20 protein-coding genes are annotated in these 22,809 nt (G+C 67.8%); 10 read left to right on the forward strand and 10 right to left on the reverse strand.

Features of this window, described 5'->3' with window-relative positions; translation table 11 throughout:
- The first annotated feature begins 156 nt into the window (after positions 1–156).
- Both ACSSVZ_RS18480 and ACSSVZ_RS18485 read left to right on the forward strand, forming a co-directional pair.
- Complete coding sequence (locus ACSSVZ_RS18480; protein WP_453972199.1) at positions 157–1,317, forward strand: DegT/DnrJ/EryC1/StrS family aminotransferase; 1,161 nt, start codon at positions 157–159, stop codon at positions 1,315–1,317.
- 261 nt (positions 1,318–1,578) lie between these two features.
- Positions 1,579–2,289, forward strand: a complete 711-nt coding sequence (locus ACSSVZ_RS18485) for a glutathione S-transferase N-terminal domain-containing protein (RefSeq protein ID WP_453972200.1) — start codon at positions 1,579–1,581, stop codon at positions 2,287–2,289.
- Between the two features lie 105 nt (positions 2,290–2,394).
- Here ACSSVZ_RS18485 and ACSSVZ_RS18490 read toward each other — a convergent pair whose 3' ends face one another.
- Positions 2,395–2,559, reverse strand: a complete 165-nt coding sequence (locus ACSSVZ_RS18490) for a hypothetical protein (protein WP_453972201.1) — start codon at positions 2,557–2,559, stop codon at positions 2,395–2,397.
- On the opposite strand from ACSSVZ_RS18490, the gene ACSSVZ_RS18495 reads away from it, so the two are divergent.
- Both ACSSVZ_RS18495 and mscL read left to right on the forward strand, forming a co-directional pair.
- Positions 2,558–3,196 (forward strand): VC0807 family protein, encoded by a 639-nt coding sequence (locus ACSSVZ_RS18495; RefSeq protein ID WP_453972202.1) that lies wholly within the window; start codon positions 2,558–2,560, stop codon positions 3,194–3,196. The genes ACSSVZ_RS18490 and ACSSVZ_RS18495 overlap by 2 nt on opposite strands.
- Positions 3,197–3,316: 120 nt before the next feature.
- Complete coding sequence (gene mscL, locus ACSSVZ_RS18500) at positions 3,317–3,757, forward strand: large conductance mechanosensitive channel protein MscL (protein ID WP_453972203.1); 441 nt, start codon at positions 3,317–3,319, stop codon at positions 3,755–3,757.
- 78 nt (positions 3,758–3,835) lie between these two features.
- On the opposite strand, the gene ACSSVZ_RS18505 is transcribed toward mscL, so the two are convergent.
- Complete coding sequence (locus tag ACSSVZ_RS18505) at positions 3,836–4,717, reverse strand: helix-turn-helix domain-containing protein (protein ID WP_453972204.1); 882 nt, start codon at positions 4,715–4,717, stop codon at positions 3,836–3,838.
- A 370-nt stretch (positions 4,718–5,087) separates the two neighbouring features.
- On the opposite strand from ACSSVZ_RS18505, the gene ACSSVZ_RS18510 reads away from it, so the two are divergent.
- The 5 genes from ACSSVZ_RS18510 (at position 5,088) to ACSSVZ_RS18530 (ending at position 12,246) form a co-directional block, all read left to right on the forward strand.
- On the forward strand, positions 5,088–7,136 hold the full coding sequence (locus ACSSVZ_RS18510; protein ID WP_453972205.1) for a TonB-dependent siderophore receptor: 2,049 nt from the start codon (positions 5,088–5,090) through the stop codon (positions 7,134–7,136).
- A 137-nt stretch (positions 7,137–7,273) separates the two neighbouring features.
- Positions 7,274–8,020 carry an ABC transporter ATP-binding protein gene (locus ACSSVZ_RS18515; protein ID WP_453972206.1) on the forward strand — a complete coding sequence of 249 codons (747 nt, stop codon included), beginning with the start codon at positions 7,274–7,276 and terminating at the stop codon, positions 8,018–8,020.
- Complete coding sequence (locus ACSSVZ_RS18520) at positions 8,017–8,919, forward strand: iron-siderophore ABC transporter substrate-binding protein (protein WP_453972207.1); 903 nt, start codon at positions 8,017–8,019, stop codon at positions 8,917–8,919. The genes ACSSVZ_RS18515 and ACSSVZ_RS18520 overlap by 4 nt, the downstream gene beginning before the upstream one ends.
- A complete protein-coding gene (gene fhuB / locus ACSSVZ_RS18525; protein WP_453972208.1) occupies positions 8,912–10,909 on the forward strand; it encodes a Fe(3+)-hydroxamate ABC transporter permease FhuB in 1,998 nt (665 codons plus the stop codon). Before ACSSVZ_RS18520 ends, fhuB begins: the two co-directional genes overlap by 8 nt.
- Before the next feature lie 590 nt (positions 10,910–11,499).
- Complete coding sequence (locus ACSSVZ_RS18530) at positions 11,500–12,246, forward strand: class II aldolase/adducin family protein (protein WP_453972209.1); 747 nt, start codon at positions 11,500–11,502, stop codon at positions 12,244–12,246.
- Positions 12,247–12,409: 163 nt separating this feature from the next.
- Here ACSSVZ_RS18530 and ACSSVZ_RS18535 read toward each other — a convergent pair whose 3' ends face one another.
- From ACSSVZ_RS18535 to ACSSVZ_RS18565, 7 genes are all read right to left on the reverse strand, one after another.
- Positions 12,410–13,636 (reverse strand): amidohydrolase family protein, encoded by a 1,227-nt coding sequence (locus ACSSVZ_RS18535; protein WP_453972210.1) that lies wholly within the window; start codon positions 13,634–13,636, stop codon positions 12,410–12,412.
- 1 nt (position 13,637) lies between these two features.
- Positions 13,638–14,153: a GAF domain-containing protein gene (locus ACSSVZ_RS18540; RefSeq protein WP_453972211.1), complete on the reverse strand. Its 516-nt coding sequence runs from the start codon at positions 14,151–14,153 to the stop codon at positions 13,638–13,640.
- A gap of 14 nt (positions 14,154–14,167) precedes the next feature.
- On the reverse strand, positions 14,168–15,478 hold the full coding sequence (locus tag ACSSVZ_RS18545; RefSeq protein WP_453972212.1) for a TRAP transporter large permease: 1,311 nt from the start codon (positions 15,476–15,478) through the stop codon (positions 14,168–14,170).
- 12 nt (positions 15,479–15,490) lie between these two features.
- On the reverse strand, positions 15,491–16,015 hold the full coding sequence (locus tag ACSSVZ_RS18550; RefSeq protein WP_453972213.1) for a TRAP transporter small permease subunit: 525 nt from the start codon (positions 16,013–16,015) through the stop codon (positions 15,491–15,493).
- A gap of 184 nt (positions 16,016–16,199) precedes the next feature.
- Complete coding sequence (locus ACSSVZ_RS18555; RefSeq protein ID WP_453972214.1) at positions 16,200–17,195, reverse strand: TRAP transporter substrate-binding protein; 996 nt, start codon at positions 17,193–17,195, stop codon at positions 16,200–16,202.
- Between the two features lie 60 nt (positions 17,196–17,255).
- On the reverse strand, positions 17,256–18,950 hold the full coding sequence (locus tag ACSSVZ_RS18560) for a hydantoinase B/oxoprolinase family protein (RefSeq protein WP_453972215.1): 1,695 nt from the start codon (positions 18,948–18,950) through the stop codon (positions 17,256–17,258).
- Entirely contained in the window at positions 18,947–21,010 is a 2,064-nt protein-coding gene (locus ACSSVZ_RS18565) for a hydantoinase/oxoprolinase family protein (protein ID WP_453972216.1), read from the reverse strand. Before ACSSVZ_RS18565 ends, ACSSVZ_RS18560 begins: the two co-directional genes overlap by 4 nt.
- A gap of 102 nt (positions 21,011–21,112) precedes the next feature.
- On the opposite strand from ACSSVZ_RS18565, the gene ACSSVZ_RS18570 reads away from it, so the two are divergent.
- Positions 21,113–21,820, forward strand: coding sequence for a GntR family transcriptional regulator (locus ACSSVZ_RS18570; protein ID WP_453972217.1), 708 nt, complete (start codon positions 21,113–21,115; stop codon positions 21,818–21,820).
- A gap of 34 nt (positions 21,821–21,854) precedes the next feature.
- On the opposite strand, the gene ACSSVZ_RS18575 is transcribed toward ACSSVZ_RS18570, so the two are convergent.
- Entirely contained in the window at positions 21,855–22,577 is a 723-nt protein-coding gene (locus ACSSVZ_RS18575; protein ID WP_453972218.1) for a haloacid dehalogenase type II, read from the reverse strand.
- Positions 22,578–22,809 lie beyond the last annotated feature (232 nt).

Genomic DNA, 22,809 nt, shown 5'->3' on the forward strand with positions numbered 1-22,809 from the left:
CATTTTTCCTCGTTCAGGCCGCTTCGGTCTGAAGGGGAATTGCTCCCAGGCCGGACGGCACGATGGTCGTGCTGCATCCGGGCCTGAAGCCCGTGTTCTTGTGCCCTTTCGTCCGCGTGTGTCCGGCGTCTGGGTCCTGTGAAGGAGGATAGGTTGTTGCGTAGCAGTGAAGCTGTCGTCGCGTCCGCCCCGGTCCACTCCGTGCCGCTGTTCGATCTGAAGCGCCAGCAGGCGCGGCTGAGGTCCGACATCGACACCCGCATTTCCCGTGTGCTCGACCATGGCCAGTTCATTCTCGGCCCGGAAGTCGATGCGCTGGAACGCGAGCTGGCCGGCTTTGCCGGCGCCCGCCACTGCATCGCCGTCTCGTCGGGTCGCGACGCTCTGATCATGGCTTTGATGGCGCTCGGCGCCGGCCCCGGCGACGCAGTCTTCGTGCCGGCGTTCACGTTTTCCGCCACCGCCGGTGTGGTCGCGTCGGTCGGCGCTTCGCCGGTCTTCGTCGACGTGGAAGAGACGACGTTCAACATGAATCCGGCGGCGCTGGACGCCGTGGTGACCAAGGTCGTCGCCGACGGCGTGCTGCGCCCGCTCGCGGTCATGCCGGTCGATCTCTACGGCCGCCCGGCGGACTATCCGGCGATCGCGGAGGTCGCGGCGCGCCACAACATCCAGGTCGTCGCCGATGCTGCCCAGAGCTTCGGCGGCAGTCTGGGCGATACCTCGGTCGGTGCGCTTGCGCCGATCTCGTGCACGAGCTTCTACCCGACCAAGCCGCTTGGCGCCTTCGGCGACGGCGGGGCCGTGTTTACCGAAGACGACCAGCTGGCCGAAGCGGTCAGCCAGATCCGCACCCATGGCCGCCAGGGCGACGGCGACGAGGCCCTGCGCCTGGGCATGACCGGCCGCCTGGACACCATCCAGGCCGCCGTGCTTCAGGCGAAGCTGTCGGTGTTTGCCGACGAGCTCACCCGCCGCCAGGAAGTGGCCGAGCGCTACAACGCGGCGCTCTCCGATGCGGTGGCCACGCCGCTCAACGAGCAGGGCGTCGGCTCCGCCTGGGCGCTCTACACCGTCCGGCTGCCGAACCGCGACGCCGTGCGCGCAACGCTCCAAGCCGACGGCGTGTCGACGGCGCTGTTCTACCGGATCCCGCTCAACCGGCATCCGGCCTTCGCCAAGTACCTGACGGGCCGCGAGGAACTGCCGGTGTCCGAGCGGTTGTCCGCCGAGGTGCTCAGCCTGCCGATGGGACCGGACATCACCGACGACGAGGTCGACTACGTGATCGAGCGTCTGCTCGCCGCCGTCGCCTGATCCGGCCTGTCGGTCGTGCCTTCCAGATCGCCGCACGGGGCCTCCCGCGCGGCGATCTGCGTTCGCGATCACCACTCCGTGCCGTGGCACGTGATTGTGTCGCGGACAGCAGGGGATTAAGTGTAGCGGCAAGCGTCGGCTGGCCGCTCATGCGCTTCGACCTGGCCGGCCGACAGAGCCCAGGCCCGCCGGTGTTTCCACCCGACCGGGAAGGCGTTGGGCTCGTTCCCGAAGCGCGCGCAACGGACCGGAGACGTTCCCATGGCTGCGACACAGACCGCCCCGCTCGAGCTCTATTACTGGCCGACGCCGAACGGCTGGAAGATCACCATCATGCTCGAGGAACTGGGCGTTCCCTACAACGTCAACTTCGTGAACATCGGTGCCGGCGACCAGTTCAAGCCGGAGTTCCTGGCGATCTCGCCCAACAATCGCATGCCCGCCATGGTCGACCCCGAGGGGCCGGACGGGAAGCCGATCTCGATCTTCGAGTCGGCGGCGATCCTGATGTATCTCGGCCGCAAGTTCGGCAAGTTCTACCCGGCCGACGAGCGCAAGCGCGTCGTCGTCGAGGAATGGCTGATGTGGCAGATGGGCGGTTTCGGCCCGATGCTCGGCCAGAACCACCACTTCTCCAACTACGCGCCGGAGAAGATTCCTTACGCCATCAAGCGCTATCAGGACGAGACGCACCGGCTCTACGGGGTGCTCAACAAGCGCCTGGAGGGGCGCGACTTCGTCGCCGACGAATACTCCATCGCCGACATGGCGATCGTCGGCTGGGCCCGTTCCTGGAAGAACCAGTCCATCGACATCGCTGAGTTCCCCAACGTGAAGCGCTGGTTCGACGCGCTCATGGCCCGTCCGGCCGTCGAGAAGGCGGTTCTCGTCGGCAAGGAGGAACGCGAGAAGATGCAGCTCGCCTCCGACAAGAACGCCCAGTCGGTGCTGTTCGGCCAGCGCGCGCGCTGATCGTTTCCACGATCGGCAGGCTTGAGGCGGCGTCGGGCCAAGTCCGGCGCCGCTTTTTCGTGGGGCGCGTCTCGCATTCCCCGGCGGTTCGCGAGGGGGGATCGCTCAGCGACGCTCGGCCGGGATGGCAAAGGTTGACCGTTCCAGGCCGGTCGGCGTGTAGTAGCCGCCCGAGGTTGGCAGGGCGTGCGGATGGACGGCGGTCCGCCGGCGGCGGTGCGCCAGCGTCGCCCATGTTTTCCAGGCAGCCGAAGCAGGGGCGGATCGCATGAAGAAAGACCTCATCGTCAACGTTGCGCTGCCGTACGGCACCTACCTCGTCCTCGCCCACTATTTCGGCGTGGCGACCGTCACGGCGCTGGCGGTGGGCGCCTTGTTTCCTGTCTTCTCCATCATCCTCTCGGCCGTGAAAGAGCGGCGGGTGCAGGCAATCGGGCTGATCGTCCTGGCGGCGACAGCCGCGTCGATCGTCGGTTCCCTCGTCCTCGACGACCCGAAGCTTCTTCTCGCCAAGGGTTCGCTGATCACGGGCGTCGTGGGAGTCGTCTTCGGCGTGTCGCTCCTCCTGAAGCGCCCGCTGGTCTACTACATCGCCACAGGCGACAGCGCGGAGGCGCGCAGCGAGGGCGAGGCGTTGTGGGAGAACGTGCCGCGTTACCGCCAGGCGATGCGGACACTGACCCTTGCCTGGACAATTGCGCTGTTTGCCGAGGCGATCCTTCGCCTGATCCTCATCCCGTTGCTGCCGCTCGAAGTGTTTCTGCCGGTCAGCGAGACCATGTGGATCGCCTTCTTCGGGCTGATGTCGGCATGGAGCTGGCGCTATGGCCGCCGGGTGATCGGCCCGATCGAGGAAGGACGGCGCGACGGTGCGCCGGCCACCGGTGCGGCCGGAGCCGACCGCTGAGCCAACCGTTCAGCACGGGGTTTCGGCGCTTCACCTGAACGCCCGTTGTGCGGGCGTCTTGGCGCATGAGATAGTTTCTGTCCAACCGGCAGATGGATTCGCAGAGAAGGAGGCGAGGGCATGATCAGGGAGTTTCGCGACTTCATTGCCAAGGGCAACGTCATGGACCTTGCCGTCGGCATCATCATCGGCGCGGCCTTCACCGCGATCGTACAGAGCGTGGTCAAGGACCTGATCAACCCGGTGATCGGACTGATCATCGGCGGGATCGATTTCACCTCCATGTACGTGGTGCTGTCCGGCGACGTGCCGGCCGGGGTTGGGCTGCAGGCTGCGCGCGACGCCGGTGCGGCGATCTTCGCCTACGGGGCGTTCCTGACGGCCTGCATCAACTTCCTGATCATCGCGTTCGTCGTCTTCATGCTGGTGAAGGCGGTGAACCGGATCCGCGCAAAGGCCGAACGCCCGGACGATGTGGAGCCCGAGGTGAAGACCGGTCCGTCCGAGCTGGATGTGCTCATCGACATCCGCGACCAGCTCAGGTCGCGTCCCGCATCCTGAGCGGGAGAGGGGAGGGACAGGTCCTTCCCGCCGCCGTGGCCGAAACGCATCCGCGCCGGTTTGCGTCGGCCGATACGCTCACGTGCGATGCGCACGGCGCCAGGCCGCCGGCGTGGTGCCGACGATGCGGCGAAAGACGCGGGTGAAGTGCGCCTGGTCGGCGAAGCCGGCCGCGACGGCGATCTCCGTCAGGGGAAGCTCCAAGGCGCAGAGCATTTCCTGGACCTTCCGGATCCGCGCCTTCATGTGCCACTGGTGCGGCGGACTTCCGGTCGCCACCTTGAAGGCGCGGCTGAAATAGGACTGGGACAGCTGGGTGAGCTCGGCCAGTTCCTCGAGCCGAATGTTCCTGAGGCAGTTTTCCTCGATGAACTCCGTCGCGCGGCGAAGCTGCCAGGAGGCGAGCTGCGGCTGATTGGCCGGCTCGGCACGGCCGATGCCCATCAGGTCGATGAACAGGGCCAGCGTCAGCCCGTCGCCATAGAGGTCGTGGTGAAGGTCGGGGCCGGTGCATTCCGCCGCGATCAACCGCGCCAGCGCGAGCAGACGCTCGTCGAAGAACATCAGGTTCGGCGTTTGAAGTCGCTCCGGGTCGAGATCCTCCCCGAGCCGTTCGGCGAGCGTCGCGACGTCGAAATGCAGATCGAGATGGCGGATGCACTTGGCCTGTTCGGTCCGCGACCAGAGCGGCAGGCCGGCAGGCACGAAGCTCAGGTGCGCGGGCCCCCCGACACCAGAGACCTCGGGTCCGCGCGGGCTCGTCGTCACGTGGAAGTCGCCGCCCTCCTTTTCCAGAAGCACAAACAGGCGCGCGTTCTTCGACACGTACTCGCCGCACGCGCCTTCCGCGCAGGCCACATACCACACGTCGGCGATGACGCCGTTCCAGCGGCGCCAGCGCAGATCCTCGAGGACCGAGATGCCCTCGAGGGTGGACGTCATCTCCGGCATGAACGTCATCACACACCACCTCTGGACGTAACACGTTTCGAATTCGAGTATTTTAGATAAATTTCAAGCAAACTTCGCGCGGATCCCGTCTCCAGGATCGACACTTCGAGTTCTGAATATCATCGCAAAACTATTCAATCCATGTCAAAAATGGACAATCCACCCATAACTGCAATTGATATGATCCCGGCTGAGCCAAATCGGCAAAGTGATCAGATTTATATTTGAATAATTCTGGACTGGTCGAGCGAGCACCTGCGGATTTACGGAGACGATGATGGACTTGCGTGGAGTGATGCGGCCGCCTCTGGCCTGGTGCACCTTGGCTGCCTGCCTGACGCCGATCGGTGCGGCCGCGCAAACATCGGACAATGCGGCCGTGCAGCTGTCGACCATCAACATCGAGGGGACGACGGGAGCGGCTGCCGCGACCGGTCCTGTGGCGGGCTATGTCGCGAAGGTTACGCTGACCGGCGCCAAGACGGCGACGCCGATCGTCGAGATACCGCAGTCGGTGTCGGTGGTCACCGCCGACCAGATCCAGGACCAGGCGGCCCAGAATGTCGGAGAAGCGCTGAACTACACGCCGGGCGTCTTCGGCACGCCGTGGGGAACCGATCCACGCTTCGACACGCCCTATCTGCGCGGCTTTTCCGCCGCAAGCAGCCAGTATCTCAACGGCCTCGCCTTGATCCGTGAAAATGGCTCAACATCGATCGAGCCTTACGGGCTGGAGCGCATCGACGTGCTCCTCGGCCCTTCCTCGGTGCTCTACGGCCAGGGCAACCCGGGCGGTCTCATCGACATGGTGAGCAAGCGCCCGGTCTTTGAGCGGTTCGGGGAGGTGAACCTCCAGGCCGGCAGCTATGATCGCTACACCGGCAGTTTCGATCTCGGCGGCCCGGTTCTCGGCCGCGACGATCTCGCCTACCGCCTGACCGGCCTCATCCGCGACGGCGGCACGCAAACCGACCACGTCGAGGACAACCGCTACTTCTTCGCGCCGGCGGTGACCTGGCAGCCGTCCGCCGTCACCTCGCTGACGGTTCTCGCCAACATCCAGTACGACGAGCCGAGCACGCCGGTCGGACTGCCGCTCGAATACACGCTGGATTCGGAGAACGGCTACAGCGCGCCGCGCAGCCTGTATCTCGGTGATCCGGACTACAACACCTCGGCGCGCACCCTCGCGAGCCTCGGCTACGACTTCTCGCATACTTTCGAGAACGAGCTGACCTTCCGCCAGAACGCCCGCTATCTCTGGCTCGATTGGGACTACAGCGCCCTCTATTATTCCGGGCTGAGCGCCACCGATCCGTTCGTCGCCAACCGCGGCTCGTCGACCAGCGAAGAGGAGCTGGGGACGTTCACCATCGACAATCAGCTGGAATATGCGGTGAACACCGGCCCCGTCAGCCACACGCTGCTCGCCGGGCTCGACGTCCGCTACCACAAGACCGACACGACCTACGACTTCGGTCTGGCACCGGCGATCAGCATCCTCAACCCGACCTACGGCATGACCATTCCGTCGGGCTCCTGGTACACTTCCCATACCGACGGATCGCTGACCCAGTTCGGCGTCTACGGCCAGGACCAGATCCGCTACGACAACTGGCTCCTGACCCTCGGCCTGCGCCATGACTGGGCGCGGACGGATTCCACCACCACGTCGAACTTCGGCGACACGTCGCAACTCCAGGACGACAGCGCGTTCTCCACCCGCGCCGGGCTGACCTACCTGTTCGACAACGGCATCGCCCCCTACGTCAGCTATTCCACCTCGTTCCAGCCGGTGATCGGCAACATGCCGGCCTCGCTGGGCGGCGAGCCGTTCGATCCGTCGACCGGGGAGCAGTATGAGGCCGGCATCAAGTACCAGCCGACCTTCTTCGACGGCTTCTTCACGGCTGCCGTCTACGACCTGACCCAGAAGAACGTCCAGTCGACCGCCCTCGTCGACGGCGTGAACCAGACGATCCAGAACGGCGAGGTGCACGTGCAGGGCGTCGAGCTCTCGGCCAAGGCGAGCCTGACCCAGGGGCTCGATCTCCTGGTCAGCTACACGTTCACCAACGCCGAAATCAGCGAGGGCGACAATTCCGGCAATCGACCGGCGAACGTGCCGGAAAACATGGCCAACGCCTGGCTCGACTACACCCTCCACACCGGTCCGCTCGACGGCCTCGGCTTCGGCGCGGGCGTCCGTTACATCGGCAGCCGCTACGACCTCGATTCCAACGACAATCTCCTGCCGGCGAACACCCTCTTCGATGCGGCCGTGCACTATCAGTGGGGCGACAACTACAAGGCATCTCTGAACATCAACAACATCGCCGACGAGAAGTACGTGTCGAGCTGCGGATCGTTCGGCTGCTACTACGGCGACGGCCGCACGATCATCGGACGGCTGACCTACCAATGGTGAGCCGAAACGTTTTCTCCGGTCCGCCCGTTGCCGGACCCGCCCGCGGCGCGGCCGGGTCCGGCGGGGTGACGGCGGTCAACGGAAGAGTGGCGGGGGAGACCCCGCCACTCTTCCGTCTGGACGGCGTCGGATTTGCGGTGTCGGATCGCGAGATCCTGAGGCCTCTTTCGCTGTCGCTCGCGCCTGGCCGCGTGCACGGGCTGATCGGGCCGAACGGCTCCGGCAAGACGACGCTCCTGAAGCTTCTGGCGCGCCAGCTGAAGCCGAGCACGGGGAAGATCCGCTTCGAGGGCCAGCCGCTGCACGATTGGGGCGACCGGGCCTTCGCCCGGCGGGTGGCCTACATGCCGCAGTTCACGCCCGCGGCCGACGGCATGACCGTTCGTGAACTCGTCGCGCTGGGCCGCTTCCCGTGGCACGGCACGCTCGGCCGCTTCGGCGAGGAGGATGCAGCCATGGTCGAGAGGGCGCTCTCGCGGACCGGCCTTGCGACCTTCTCCGACCGCACCGTCGACAGCCTGTCGGGCGGCGAGCGGCAGCGCGCCTGGGTCGCCCTCATGCTCGCACAGGATACCCGCTGCCTGCTTCTCGACGAGCCGACCTCGGCGCTCGACATTGCCCACCAGACGGAGGTGCTCGGCCTGGTGCGCGACCTTGCCCACGACAACACGCACGACGGGATCGCGGTCGTGGTCATCCTTCACGACATCAACCTGGCCATGCGGACCTGCGACGATCTCCTGGCGCTGCGGGGAGGGGACGTCGTCGCGCACGGCGAGGCGCGTGCGATCATGGAGCCCGACATCCTTGCCGCCATCTACGGCGTGCGGATGGGCGTCCTCCCTCATCCCTCGCGCGGCGAGCCGTTGGCCTACGTTCTATGAGCCTTGCGAATTCCGTCCTTTCGCGCCGGCGCTTCCTGACGTGGGCCGCCGTCTGCGCAGCCACCTGGCCGACCACCGCCCGCAGCTCCGACCTGCGCGTCGCGACGATCGACTGGGCCGTCCTGGAGACGTTGCTCGCCATCGGCGTGGTGCCGGTCGCGGCTGCCGAACTCGTCCTCTTCCGGCGGGTCGCGGTCGAACCGGAGGTGCCGGAGAGCGTCGCCGACATCGGCCTGCGCGGGAGCCCGAACTACGAGGCCCTCCGTCTGGCCAAGCCGGACATCATCTTCTCGTCCAACTACTACACCTGGGCGGAGCCGAAGCTGCGGCTCTGCGGCCCGGTCGAGAGCGTCTCCGTCTACGGCACGGGCGAGCCGCCGTTTACCGCGGCCGAGAAGGCGGCGGTGACGATCGCGACCGCCACGAACCGTCCGGGTGCCGGCGAACGCCTCGTCGAGGACACCCGTGCGGCGTTGGCCGCGCTCCGGTCGCAGCTGTCGCCCCTGCAGGGCGAGCCGGTGATCCCGATCAATCTCGGCGACGCCAGGCACTTCCGGGTGTTCGGGGCGGACTCCATGTTCGGCGGCGTCGTCGAACGGCTGGGGCTTCGGAATGCCTGGACCCGTCCCACGCGCTATTCGGCGACGGCTCCGGTGGGCCTGGAAGCGCTGGCCGAAATCGAGGATGCCTGGATCGTCCTGATCCCGCCGATCCCGCCCGAGGCCCGTCGCGTCCTGCCGGGGAGCGCCTTCTGGTCGGCGCTTCCGAGCGTTCGGGCGGGCCGGGTGGTGACGCTCGACCCCATCGACCCGTTCGGCGCGCTGCCGGCCGCACGCCGCTTCGCGCGTCTTCTGACGGCGGCGCTGAGCGACCCCGACCGGGAGCATCGCTTTGGCTGAATCCGCCGTCGGCCATCGCGCTCACAGAGGCCTGGCGCTCGTTTGGACGGCTGCCGGGGTCGTCGCGGCGTTGTTGTTCGTGCTCACGGTCGCCGACCGGCCGGCGTTGCCCGGCGATCCGGCGACGAGCCGGCTGCTCGATCACATTCTGCTCTGGCAGAGCGTGCTTCCGAGGGCCGCCACGGCGCTGCTCGCCGGCGCCGCCCTCGGGCTCTCCGGAGCGCTCCTTCAACGGGTTCTGCGCAATCCGATCGCCGATCCCTCGACGCTGGGGATCGCGTCCGGGGCGCAACTGGCGCTGACGGTTGCCACCATCAGCGGCTCGGTGCTGGCGATCGTGCCCCGGGAACTGGTGGCATTCGGCGGTGGGCTCGCCGCCGTGACACTCGTGCTCGCGATCGGCTGGAAGCGGGGTCTCGAGCCGGTGATGGTCGTGCTTTCGGGCATGACCGTTTCGCTGATGGCCTCCGCCCTGAGCGCTGCCATGGTGCTTGCCAACGGCGAGTACGTGCTGTCGCTCTTCATCTGGGGCGCAGGCTCGCTGCACCAGCAGGGCTGGGACGCAACGGTCACCCTCGCCGTGCGCCTTGTCATCGGTACCGGCGCCGCGCTTGTTCTCCTTCGTCCGCTGGCGATCCTGGCGCTGGACGACGCCAGCGCGAAGAGCCTGGGGCTGGCCCTGACCTCTGTCCGGCTGCTTCTGATCGCGGTCGCGGTCTGGCTTGCGGCGAGCGTGACGGCCGAAGTCGGCATCATCGGCTTCGTGGGCCTCGCCGCACCTGCCTTCGCCCGCCTCTCCGGCGCCCGGACGCCCCGGCAGCTGCTGATGTTCGCCCCGCTGATCGGGGCTTTGCTGCTGTGGCTCACCGACGGCCTCGTGCAGGTCGTTTCGCTGGATGGCGGCGATCTGCTGCCGACGGGTGCGGCGACCGGCCTCCTCGGCGGACCGCTGCTGTTGTGGCTGCTGCCGCGCCTCAAGCTCGGCGAGCGATCGCTTGGGGTGGCGGCGCCCCGAAGTGTGCGGAGGCGGCCTCGCCCCTGGCGGTCGATCGGGATCGTTGCGCTGGCAGTCCTGCCGCTCGTCGCCCTTACGTTGATGCTCGGCCGAGACTATCACGGCCTGCATCTGGCGACCGGCGGCCTGTTTGTCGATCTGCTGCCGTTTCGGGCGCCACGGATGATCGCGGCTGCGGCCGCGGGCGCGCTTCTCGGCGCGTCCGGGACCTTGATGCAGCGGCTGACCGGCAATCCGATGGCCGGGCCGGAGGTGCTCGGCGTGGGCGCTGGAGCGGGAGTGGGGCTTGCGGCCGTACTTCTTTTCGCGGCGGCTCCCGCCTTGCCTGAAATGATGGTCGGATGCGCGGTCGGCGCACTCGTCACCGTGCTCGCGATCCTGGCGATTTCGGCCTGGACGGGCTTTGGGCCGGAGCGGCTGCTGCTTTCCGGCATCGCCCTCGGGGCGTTCTGTCTGGCGATCCTCACCGCCGTCCTCGCAACCGGCGATCCGAAGGCGTTTCAGTTGCTCACCTGGATGTCCGGCTCGACCGACAGGGTCGGGATGCCGGAAGCGGCCGCCGCGGCTCTTTCGGCGATCGTTCTCATTGGTCCGCTGCCGCTCCTCGGTCGCTGGCTCGACATTCTGCCGCTCGGGGACGGCGTCGGCCGCTCGCTCGGGCTGCCGATCAGGGCGAGCCGGCTGGTGCTCGCGTTCCTGGCCGCGTTGATGGTGGCGGCGGCGTCGCTGATCGTCGGACCGCTGAGCCTGGTCGGGCTTGTCGGCCCGCACCTGGCGCGATTGTCGGGCTTCGTGCGCGGCGCCCCGCACCTGGTCGCCGCCACCCTGATCGGCGCTGAGCTGATGATCGTCGTCGACTGGCTCGGCCGCGTGATCGCCTTTCCCTACCAGATCCCCGCCGGCCTGCTCGCGGCCTTCGTCGGCGGAACCTATCTCGTCTGGCTGTTGCGCCGCAGCGCCCCCGCGCCTGTCTGAGTGCCGGCCGACTTGCTGGTGCCTGTCTCCCGAGCGCGGCCGGCGGCCGAGTGGCGATGGCGGGCGGGCCGCCAGTCGCACCGTCAACGGACTTGCGGCAGCCGGCCACGCGTCGCCACGGGCGCCGTCCGGTCAATGTCAGGTTCGGCTGCAACGGCCGCGGTTCGCGAGACGTCTTCTCAGAAACAGGCCTGTCGGCTGCGCGTGCCCGCAAGCCGCGACTTGCCCTCTTCGGCGGGTGGCGGCATGAGAGAGGGGAGCCTCCAAGACGTCGACGGTGCGGATACGGCATTTGATGGCGCGTAAGAATTCCGGAACGGAGAAGTACGCCGGCGAGGAGGGGGCGCACCCGCAGGCCGGAAAATCTCGCGGGCTCGCGAAAGAATTCAGACCGCGGAACGCCGCCGTCACACGAGGCCGGCCTCGACCGGTTGAGCCTATCCCGGGCGCGGATGAGGCGAGATGCACGGGAAGGCTCGGACATTCAGCTGCCGTCCGTGGCGGCGCGGGAGGCTTCGTGGACGCACGCAACGAAAGGCGGGGAGCGGCCGGACCGCTTCCCGCCGTCGTGCTCAAGAGTGGAGAGCGACATGGCTGCCGGGTACTCGTCTGACCGCGATCAGGTCGTCTCCGATCTGGTGATCGCCAATCACATTCTCCATGCCCGGGCGATCGTCGACGGCTTCGGTCACGTCAGCGCCCGCCATCCGGACACGCCGGACCGGTTCCTGCTGTCGCGCAACCGCGCGCCGGCGCTGGTCGAGGCGGCCGACATCCTCGAATACGACTTGGATGGAGAGCCGACCGATCCTGATCATCCGCCGGTCTACCTGGAGCGGTTCATCCATGCCGCGATCTTCCGCGCCCGCCCGGAGGTCGGCGCCGTCGTCCACAGCCACGCCCGCTCGGTCATTCCGTTCGCGACGGCGAAGGGCGCCAGCCTGCAGCCGCTGTCGCACATGGCCAGCTTTCTCGGGGAGGGCTGCCCCTGCTACGAGATCCGCGACAGCGTCGGGCCGGCGTCGGACCTGCTCATCCGCGACAATCGCCTGGCCGACGATCTCGCCGGGGTGATGGGCGACGCGCCGGTCGTCCTCATGCGCGGGCATGGCTATACGGCGGTCGGACGAGACGTCCGCCAGGCGGTGTTCCGCGCCGTGTACACCGAGTGGAATGCCGGGATCCAGATGGACACGATGAAGCTCGGCGAGCCGATCTTCATGACGCCCGAGGAGGCCGCAGCGTCAGCCGCCGCCAACGACAGCCAGATCACACGCGCCTGGGACTATTGGGCAAGAGAGGCGGAAACGGCACACCCGGCGCCAGGGAGCTCGTGAACTGCCCGTCGAGGGTGGCCTCACAGCGCGCCTCCGGCTCGATCAGGCCGATGGCCGGCCGGGCGGGGCGGGCGGCAACCGTCCGGCTCTGGGGCGCCTCCACCCGGGCCGGTCCGAGGTCGGCGAGCCTCGACACACGACTCCTTCGGCTGCCGCCTCTGCCTCAGAGGGAATCGACGAGCACCCGGCCGTCCTTCATGACGAGCAGTGGCGAGTGCTCGGGGCTCTCCATCACGCCGATGTCGTCGAGCGGGTTGCCGTCGACGACGATCATGTCGGCGCGGAAGCCCGTGGCGACGAGGCCGAGTTCCGCCTCGCGGCGGATCAGCTTCGCGCCGTTGATCGTCGCGGCGCGGATGAGGTCGGCCGGCTTGACGACATCCTTGCGCAGCGTGAACTCGGTCAGCTGACGCCGATGCATGACGCCGAGAAGGTCGGTGCCATAGGCCATCGGCACGCCGGCCTTGTACGCCATCTCGACGGCGTTGATGCCGGCATCCAGCACTTCGTAGGTCTTGTCGACGAGCTCCTCGGGAAGCCCGGCTTTCACGCCTTCCTCGACGAGTGCCCGGTAGATCGCCAGCGTCGGCACCAGGATCGCGCCGTGCTCCTTCATCAGCGCGATCGACTGCTCGGTGGCGAGGTTGCCGTGCTCGATGGAGCGCACGCCGAGCTTGACGCAGCGCTCGATCGAGCGGGCGGTATACGCGTGCACCGCCACGTAGAGGTTGGCCATGCTGGCTTCCTCCACTACCGCCGCGATTTCCTCCTCCGAGAACTGGTCAGACGAGATGCGGTCGGTTGGCGAGGAGATGCCGCCGCCGCCCATGATCTTGAGATGGTGCGCGCCGCGGCGGATTTCGCCGCGCGCCGCGCGCCGCACCTCCGGCACGCCGTCGACGATGTAACCGAGGCCCGGCTGAGTGTAGGGCGTCTCGTAGCCCTCGACGCCAGGTGCGCGCACGTCGCCGTGGCCGCCCGTCGGTGACAGCGCCTTGCCGCAGAACATGAGGCGAGGGGCATCGTAGAGGCCTTCCTCGACGGCGCGTGCGAGGCCGTGGTCGGCGCCGCCGACATCACGCACCGTCGTGAAGCCCCGCTTCAGCATCCCGTTCATGATCTCGCCGGCCTTGGCGGCGACGTAGAACGGCGAGGTGCGGGCGAGCTCGGCGAAGTTGGCGGTGAACGCCGTCACGTGGACGTGGCAGTCGATCAGGCCGGGCATCAGCGTCTTGCCCTTGAGATCGATGCGGGTTGCATCGGAAGCCGAGAGCTTCGTGTCCGAGATCTCTGCGATGCGCCCGTCGCGAACCAGTACGGAGCGGTCCGGCAGGAGGTCTCCCGCCTCCACGTCCAGCACCGATGCGTTCTCGAAGATGAAGGATGTCACGTCAGATCTCCTGGAGGGTCTGGTCTGAAAGCAGAAGGGCGGCCGCAAGATGCGGCGCCATGAAGGTGACGAGTGCCAAGTCGCTCTCGCCGTAGGCGCCCGGTCCATCGAGCACGCTGATCACCCCGAGCGTCCGTCCGTCGAAGCGGACGGGGGCGTTGAGGATCGTTTCGCAGCCGAGCGACAGGATGAGCTCGTGATCGGGAAACGCCCAGCGGATGTCGTCGGCACAGGCGCCGAACCAGGGCTTGCCGCCCTTCAGGACGACGTCGCCCCACGGCGTCGGCCCCATCTTCTTGCGGCCGAGCAGGGGATATTCCGCCGGCCGGCTGGAATACATGCGCTCGACCTCGCCGGCCGCGGCCCGGAAGGCGAGGATGGTGAAGAGGCGGTGGCCGAGCAGCTCGGCGGCGATCCGGTCGGCTGCCTGGAACGCGGGCAAGGGCTGGCCGGGCGCGGCGAGGGCGTCGGCGAGCCGCGTGGAGACGGAGAGGGCGTCGAAGGTCCTGGTGGTCATGGCAAGCTTTCAGATCAGCCGTACAGCAGACGGGGCAGCCACAGCGCGATCTCCGGGAAGATCGTGATGATCGCGACGCCGAGGCACATGAGGAAGAAGAACGGCAGCGAGGCCCTGGCCACCCTTCCGATCGGGTCGCCGGTCAGCCCCTGCAGCACGAAGAGGTTGAAGCCGACCGGCGGGGTGATCTGGCCCATCTCGGTCATGATGACGAGGTAGATGCCGAACCAGATCGGATCGAAGCCCGCTTGGAGGGCGAGCGGCAGGGTGATGGGCAGGCTCATCACCACGATGGAGATGCCGTCGAGGAACAGCCCGAGCACGATGTAGAAGAGCGACAGGACGATGAGCAGGCCGATCGGCGACAGATCCATCGCGGCGATCGCCTTGGCGACGTTCGCGGGCACGTGCAGGTAGCCCATCGCCGTCGACAGGAACGCGGCGGAGATGAGGATGATGCAGACCATGCAACTGGTGCGGAGGGTCCCCATCAGCGTCTCGACGAAGAGCTTGAACGTCAGCTGCCCCATCACCAGGGCGAGGACGAGCGCTGCCGCCACACCGACGGCTGCGGCCTCGGAGGGCGTCGAGACGCCGCTGTAGATCGAGCCGAGGACGATCCCCATCAGCACGATGATCGGGAAGATGTTGCCGAGGCCCCGCAGCCGGTCGCGCCAGGTGTAGGTCTCGGCGCCCTTCGGCGCGATCTCCGGGTTGAGGAGGGCGCGGAACATGATCCAGCCGGAGTAGAGGCTGGCGATCATCAGCCCCGGCATGACGCCGGCGGCGAACAGCCGGCTCACCGACACCTCCGCCAGGATGCCGTAGACGATCATCACGATGGAGGGCGGGATCAGCAGGCCGAGGCTGCCGGCGCCGGCGAGCGATCCGAGCGACAGGTCGCGGTCGTAGCCGCGCCGGGCGAGCTCGGTGGTGGTGATCTTGCCGATGGTGGCGGCGGTGGCCGCGCTGGAGCCGGAGACGGCGGCGAACAGCGTGCAGCCGAGCACGTTGGTGTGCAGCAGGCGGCCCGGGATCCTGTCGACGAACGGCGCCAGCCCCCGGAACAGCCGGTCGGAGATGTCGGTTCGGAAGATGATCTCGCCCATCCAGATGAACATCGGGATGGCGGCGAGCTCCCAAGTGGAGGCGTAGCGGTAGCTGATCGACGCGGCGATGGTGCCGATGCGCGTCAGGTTCATGTCGAGGAGGAACGCCAGCCCGGTGATCGAGACCAGGAACAGGCCCGCGAAGACCCAGATGCCGAGCCCCAGATAGATCAGGATCAGCGCCAGGACGACGGCAGCGGAGATGACGGCTTCCATTGAGCGGCTCCGCTATTCCTGAGGGATGCCGGGGCCGTCCGGCTGAACCGGTGGCGGGTCATCGGATATCTGGCGCAGGAAGTAGGCGACGAGTTGGAGCCAGAACACGGCAAGGCCCACGAGAACGAGGCCTTCCGGGATCCACATGGGCACCTCGGCGATCGAGCTCGACACCCGGCCGCGCACCCAGTTGCGCTCGACGCTGATCCAGAAGAAGCGGATCAGCACGCTGACGACGAACAGCGCGCCGAGGGCGCTGAGGCATTCGAACACGCGCAGGGTCCGTCCCTCGAGCCGGCCGATCAGCAGGTTCACCCGGATGAGGCTGCCGTGTTCCAGCGCGTAGCCGAGCGACAGGAAGGTCACGGCCGCAACACCGTATCCGACGAATTCGGAGAGCACGAACGTCGAGGTGGCGAAGAACGTCCTGAGGATGATCTCGAACAGGACGTGGCCGACCATGCCGATCAGGATGAGCGCGGCAAGCACCGCCGAGAGGCGGGAGAGGGCAAACACTCCGATCTGGAGAATGCGCATGATCGCTCCGGGTCTTCGGACGCCGTGATCGTGGCGGGACGGATGCGGTACGCGGGGCCTCGGGACCCGGGGTGCGGTCGGTATCCGTAACGGCCACGCGCAGGACGGCCACGAGGCGGGGACGTGCCGGCCAAAGAAGAAGGGCCGCTGCGCAGGTGCGCAACGGCCCGTTTGGCTGCCCGGGCTACTGCTTCGGCCGGGCCTTCTCGTAGCTGGCCAGCAGTTCGTCGGCCTGCGGGAACTTCGCCTTCCAGTCCTTCATGGACTCCTCGCCGGCCTTGGTCAGGGCGGCGATGTAGTCCGGCGAAACGTCCTCGACCACGGTCATGCCGTTGTCGCGCATCGTTTTGTAGTTGTTCTTCACCCGCTCGGCGAGGAGATCCCAGCCGTAGGTCTCGGCCGCCTCGGCGGCCTTGAGCACGGCTTCCTTCTGGGCGTCCGACAGCGAGTCGTAGGTGTCCTTGTTCATGTGCATGATCTGCAGCGGCATCGCGTAGTTCACCTCCGTGAACACCGGCAGGTGCTCCCACAGATGCGCGGCGGCGCCACCGTCGGCCGAGGTCAGGACGGCGTCGATGCCGTTGGTCGCGAGCTGCGGGACCACGTCGGCCCAGGACAGCTGGATGGGCGACGCCCCGGCGGCGCGCATGGTCACGGTGCCGTTGGAATCGTAGGTGCGGATCTTCAGGCCCTTGAGGGCCTCCATGCTGTCGACCGGCTTCTTCGCCCAGATGCCCGACGGCGGCCACGGATTGGCGAACAGCAGGACCTGATTGTTCTCTTCCAGAACCTTGGCGTAATAGGGCTTCGCGGCCTCGTAGAGCGCCCAGGTGTCCTCGGTGGTCGGCGCCAGGAACGGCAGCGAGGGAAGCAGGAAGATCGGGTCGATGCCCGCCCAGGCGCCGATGTAGGACGTCGCCACCTGGACCGCGCCGTCGCCGACCGCGTCGAACTGGTCGACGGACTTGTAGCCGAGCGATGCGCCGTGGTGCGCCGTGACGTTGATCTCGCCGTTGGAGTCGGCCTTCAGTTCCTCGATGAACTTGTCGGACACCTGGGCGTGGATCGAGTTGGGATCGTACTCGTTGACGAGGTCCCAATTCAGCGTCTGGGCGAAGGCCGGCGTTCCGGCGAGAACGATGCCGACGGCGGCAAGGGTCGAAAGTGCCTTGTACTTCATGTGCTTGAGGTCCCTGGTTCTGGAAGGTGAAGCCCTGTTTTTGTTGGTCTGGCGAGCAGGTTAGCGCGTCACGCCCGCGTGCGGGTAGTGGCGATTCAGAAACTCGGTCGAGAACTTGCCGGAGCGGCCGTCTTCGGCCACGAGCGCGGGATCGCGCCGGTCGGCGGGGCCGTAGCCGCCCGATCCCGGCGTCTCGATGACGACGACCTCGTCCGGGCCGATGTCGACCGACGACGGTTTGACCGGAAGCGGCTCCTCGCCCGTGGGCGTGCGCAGCGCAAAGCGCCCGGGCCGTCCCGCGTCGCCGCCGAACACGCCCCACGGCGCGTTCAGGAAGCGCTCGCCGGCGCCGTTGAAGGTGCAGGCGTGATCGAGGGGCTGGATGACCCGGCGCAGGCCGCCGCCGCCGCGATAGGTGCCGGCGCCGCCGGAATCCTGGATGATCTCGTAGGCCACCACCCGCAGCGGATATTCGGTCTCGATCGCCTCGATGGGCAGGTTCGACGTGTTGGTGATGTGCACCTGGACGCCGTCCTTGCCGTCGCGGTCGTCGCGTCCGCCGAACCCGCCGGCCAGCGTCTCCAGATAGAGGTACGGCTTGCCGCTGCGCGGATCGATGCCGGAGAACACGGCGGTGGTGTTGGCCCCGTTGGAGGCGCCGACGGCGCGGTCGGGAAGCGCCGGGGCCAGCGCCCCGATGATCATGTCGATCAGCCGCTGCGAGGTATGGGCGCGGGCGGCGACAGGGGCGGGGGCCACGCAGTCGACGATGCTGCCTGGGTCGGTGATCAGCTCGCAGCAGTCGATGACGCCCTGGTTGTTGGGGATGTCGGGGTCGAGCAGCGCCTTCAGCGAGTAGGCGACGGCCGACTGGGTGGCGTTGATGGGCACGTTGATGTTGCCCTTCACCTGGGGCGACGAGCCGCGCCAGTCGAACACCGCGCGGTCGCCCGCAACCTCGATCCGCAGCCGGATCGGGATGTTCTGGGTGCCGAGGCCGTCATCGTCCATGACGTCCTCGAAGGCGTAGACGCCGTCCGGGATCTCCGCGATGGCCGACCGCATCCGCCGGTAGGTGCGGGCGATCAGGTCGTCGAACGCGGCGCGCATGGTCGGGAGGCCGTAGCGCCCGGCGATCTCCTTCACCCGGCGCACGCCGAGCTGGGCGGCGGCGATCTGGGCGTAGTGGTCGCCGCGGCGTTCGTCGGGGATGCGGGCGTTCAGCAGGAACAGGTCGAAGAGGTCGGTCTGCAGCACGCCCCTGCGGAACAGGCGGACGACCGGGATCCGCAGCCCTTCCTGGTAGATCTCCGACATGCCGCCCGCCATCGAGCCCGGCGCCATGCCGCCGATGTCGGCGTGATGGGCGATGTTGCAGACGAAGCAGAACAGCTCGCCCTCGAAGAACACCGGAGCGGCGAAATTGATGTCGGGCAGGTGGGTTCCGCCGGCGACATGCGGGTCGTTGGCGACGAAGATGTCGCCTTCCTCGATCTCCTCGGGCTTCACCTTGGCGAGGAGCGCCTTCATCAGGCCCGTCATCGAGCCCAGATGGATCGGCAGCGACATGTCCGCCTGGACGATCAGTCGCCCGTCGCGGTCGCAGATGGCCGTGGAGTGGTCGTGGCGTTCCTTGATGTTGGTCGAGTAGGCGCTCTTCATCAGCGCGATGAAAGTCTCGTCGACGACGGAGCGCATGGCGCTCGCCATGACCTCGAGCGTGATCGGATCGATCGGCGGGGCGGCGTCGGTCACTGAGCGATCTCCATCAGGATGTTCAGCGCATCGTCGACGCGCGCCACGTCGCCGGGGAAGACCAGGGTGGTGGCGTCGAACTGATCGATGACGGCCGGCCCTTCGATCACCGTTCCGGCCGCGAAGGTCGCGCGGTCGTAGACCGGGGTCCGCACCGGATCGGGATCGAAGAACCACACGTCGCGCACCTCCACCGGGGTGGGGGTGGTGGTGGCATCGGCGGCGGCGCTCGGCATCCCGGGCGAGGGCAGCCGGCCGATCGCGGTCAGCCGGACGGCGACCACGTCCACCGGGTCGTCGGGATTGTGGAAGCCGTAGGCCTGGTCGTGGGCGGCGAAGAACGCGGCCCTCAGCGTGTCGACCTCCGGCGGGCGCAGCGTCAGGCCGTCGGTCTCCACGGGCACGCGGAGCTCGTAGTTCTGGCTGGCGTAGCGCATGTCGACCACCGCCTGCAGGGAGCGGCGGTCGGTTGCGACCTCCTCGTGGGTCCACCAGGCCTCGGCCTCGGCCATCATGTCCTCGGCGAGCGCGACGATCCGCGCGCCGGCGGCGTCGTCGAGCCGGAAGCGTTGTCCGCGGACGAGATTTTCCGACAGGTCGGCGACCAGCAGGCCTTCGGCGCACAGGATGCCGGGGGAGTAGGGCACGACGATCTCGCGGATGCCGAGCGCCTTGGCGCAGGCGTTGGCGTGCAGCGGGCCGGCCCCGCCGAACGGCATCAGGGCGAAGTCGCGCGGATCGTGACCGCGCTCCACCGAGATCGCCCGGATCGCGCGGACCATGTTGGCCGTCACAATGTCCAGCATCCCCTGGGCGGTCCGTTCCGGCGTGAAGCCGAGCCGTTCGGCCACCGGCGCGATCACCCGGCGCGAGGCCTCGGTGTCGAGGGTCATCGTGCCGCCGAGGAGGCCGCGCTCGGAGAGCCGGCCGAGCACGGCGTTGGCGTCGGTGACGGTGGGCTCGGTGCCGCCGTGGCCGTAACAGGCGGGACCCGGCACGGCGCCGGCGCTCTTCGGACCGACCTTCATCAGCCCGTCGCGGTCGAACCACGCGACCGAGCCGCCGCCCGCGCCCACGGTGTGGATGTCCACCATCGGCAGGCGCACGGGGAAGCCCGCGACCTCCCGGTCGAAGGCGGTGCTCACCTGGTAGTCGCGGATCAGCGTGACGTCGGCGCTGGTGCCGCCCATGTCGAGGGTGATGATGTTGCCGCGCGCCGCCTTCCGCGCCGTGCTGATCGCGCCCATGGCGCCCGCCGCCGGACCCGACAGCGCGGTGCGGACGGGATACTCCCGGGCGCGCTCGGGCGACATGAGGCCGCCGCTCGACTGGTTGATGCCGACCCGCGCATCCGGGGCGAGCGAAGCCAGCTCCGATTGCAGGTGGCGCATGTAGCGGTTCAGGAGCGGCTGCAGGTAGGCGTTGAGCAGCGTCGTGGAGAAGCGCTCGTACTCGCGGAACTCCGGCTGCACGTCCGACGACAGCGAGATGGAAAGGTTCGGCAGCACCGTGGCGAGGCTGGCGCCGACGGCGCGCTCGTGGTCCGGGTTGAGGTAGGAGAACAGGAAGCAGACCGCGCAGGCCTCGGCGCCGCTGTCGCGGACGGCCTCGACCGCGGCCGCGACGCTGTCCGCATCGAGGGGCGTGACCACGCCGCCGTCGGCGCCGACGCGCTCGTCGACCTCGAAGCGATGTTCGCGGGCGGCGAGCGGGGCCGGCTGGTCGGCCTTGAGATCGTAGAGGCGGGGGCGGATCTGGCGCCCGATCTCCAGCAGGTCGCGGAAATTGCGCGTCGTCACCACGGCGACCGGCGCGCCGGTCCGCTGGATCAGGGCGTTCGTGGCGACGGTGGTACCATGGGCGAGGACGCCGACGGTCGCCGGGTCGAAGCGGGCCTTCTCCGCCAGTTCGCGCAGCCCCTCGAGAATCGCGACGGCCGGATTGTCCGGGGTGCTCGGCCGCTTGTGAAGCGCCAGCTGGCCGCTGCCGCGCTCGAAGGCGTACAGATCGGTGAAGGTGCCGCCGACGTCGACGCCAATGATCCATTCCGGTCGCTGCATGAGATCTCGCGGCTGGGGCCCTCTGGGTTCACACAGCGTATGCACCAAGTATATAATCCGTCAACAGCGACTCCGCACAGGCGGCACGGCGAGGCAGGACCCATGACGGCGAACGATCCCAAAACGGCTCCTGACAGCGTCTATCAGCTGATTCGGTCGGCCATCCTGCGCCTCGACTTCGCGCCCGGCAGCGAACTGGAGGAGGGGGTGCTGTCGCGGATGTTCGACGTGTCCCGCACGCCGATCCGCGAGGCGCTCATCCGGCTCTCCTCCGAGGGGCTCGTCTCGATCCAGCGCGGCCGCGGCGCCCGGGTGGCGATGCTCGATCTCTCCGACCTGCGCGACTATTTCGAGGGGCTGGACCTTTTGCAGCGGGCGGCGACCCGGCTCGCGGCCGTGCGGCGCACCAGGGAGGACCTGCAGGAAATCGAGATCCATCTCGTCGCCTTCGAGAGGGCGTCGGCGGCCTTCGACAGCATCGCCACCAACGACGCCAACCATGCCCTGCACACCGCCATTGGCGCGGCCGCGCATTCCGGGCGCATCTTCGCCGCCTATCACCAGATCCTCTCGGAGACCCAGCGGATCGCGCACCTGTGCTTCAGCGAGAGTGCGCGCGCCGACGAGCGGCTGGAAACCCATCTGGAGAAGACGATGAACGACCACCGGCGCATGTTCGAGGCGATCCGGGCGGGGGATGCGGAGGCCGCCGAACGCGCCGCCGGAGAGCATGTGGAGCTGTTCCGTCGCCGGGTCGTCGACACGCTGATGTCGACGCGCCTCACCGAACCGCTCTCCGTCGCCGGGTGACGGCAGGCGCCGGAGCGGCGCCTGCGTCCGCGTCTCAGCCACCGATTTCCGTGCGGTGGGCTTCGGCGAGCTCCGCCATGGAATTGAAGCGGAAGTCGGTGCGCGGCATGTCGCCCGGGTTCATCGTCGCGCCGAATCCCTCCTGCTCGTGGCGCCGGTAGATCCAGCAGTTGGCGAGCCCGTGGCGGTTCGCCGGGCCGTGGTCGTGGAACATGCTCTCGGCGGTGTGCAGGATGTCCTGCTTGCCGATGCCCATGCGGGCGAGGTTCTTCAGCATGTAGTCGAAGTTGCGGTCGGCGGGCTTGTAGGAGCCGGCGTCCTCGGCGGTGTAGACGGCATCGAACTCGACGCCGAGCTTCTGCTGGCTCGCCCAGAAGCTCGCGTTGTCGACGTTGGAGAGGATCACCAGCTTGAAGTGCTGCTTGAGATAGCGCAGCGCCTCCGCCGTGTCGGGGAAGGCCGGCCAGGCCTGCACCGAGGCGCCATAGGCAAGGCACTCGCCCCAGCTCACCGGCACGCCCCATTCCTCGGCGAGCCTCCGGTAGACGACCGCGAGCAGCTCCGGGTAGCGCTTGGCGGGCGTCTGCGCCTGGGTGGAGGATTCATGGAAGGCATGTGCCTCCAGCACCTCATCGCGGCTGAGGTCGCGACCGACCTTCGCGATCAGCGGCCTCAGGCCGGTGAATATGCCGGTCTCCCAATCGATCAGTGTACCGTAGCAGTCGAATGTCAGTGCCTTGAAGCCGCTCAGTCGCATGTCGGATCCCTTCGGCTTGGGTGTCTACGTCGCGTATACACAAGCCCGTGGCTCAAGTGGAGTCTGATTGTGGCGCAACGGCTGAGCCGCCGGAGGGTAGGCCTCCTGGTCAGGTCTACACATGCCGTTGCGTTGCCGAACCGGTTCCCGTCGACGAGCCGGCTTGGCGTCCGACGAACGACGGCAGCTACGGCCGGGCGATCAACCGGGCAACCGTGCAAAATGCGTTCGA

The organism is Amorphus sp. MBR-141 (assembly GCF_053628695.1).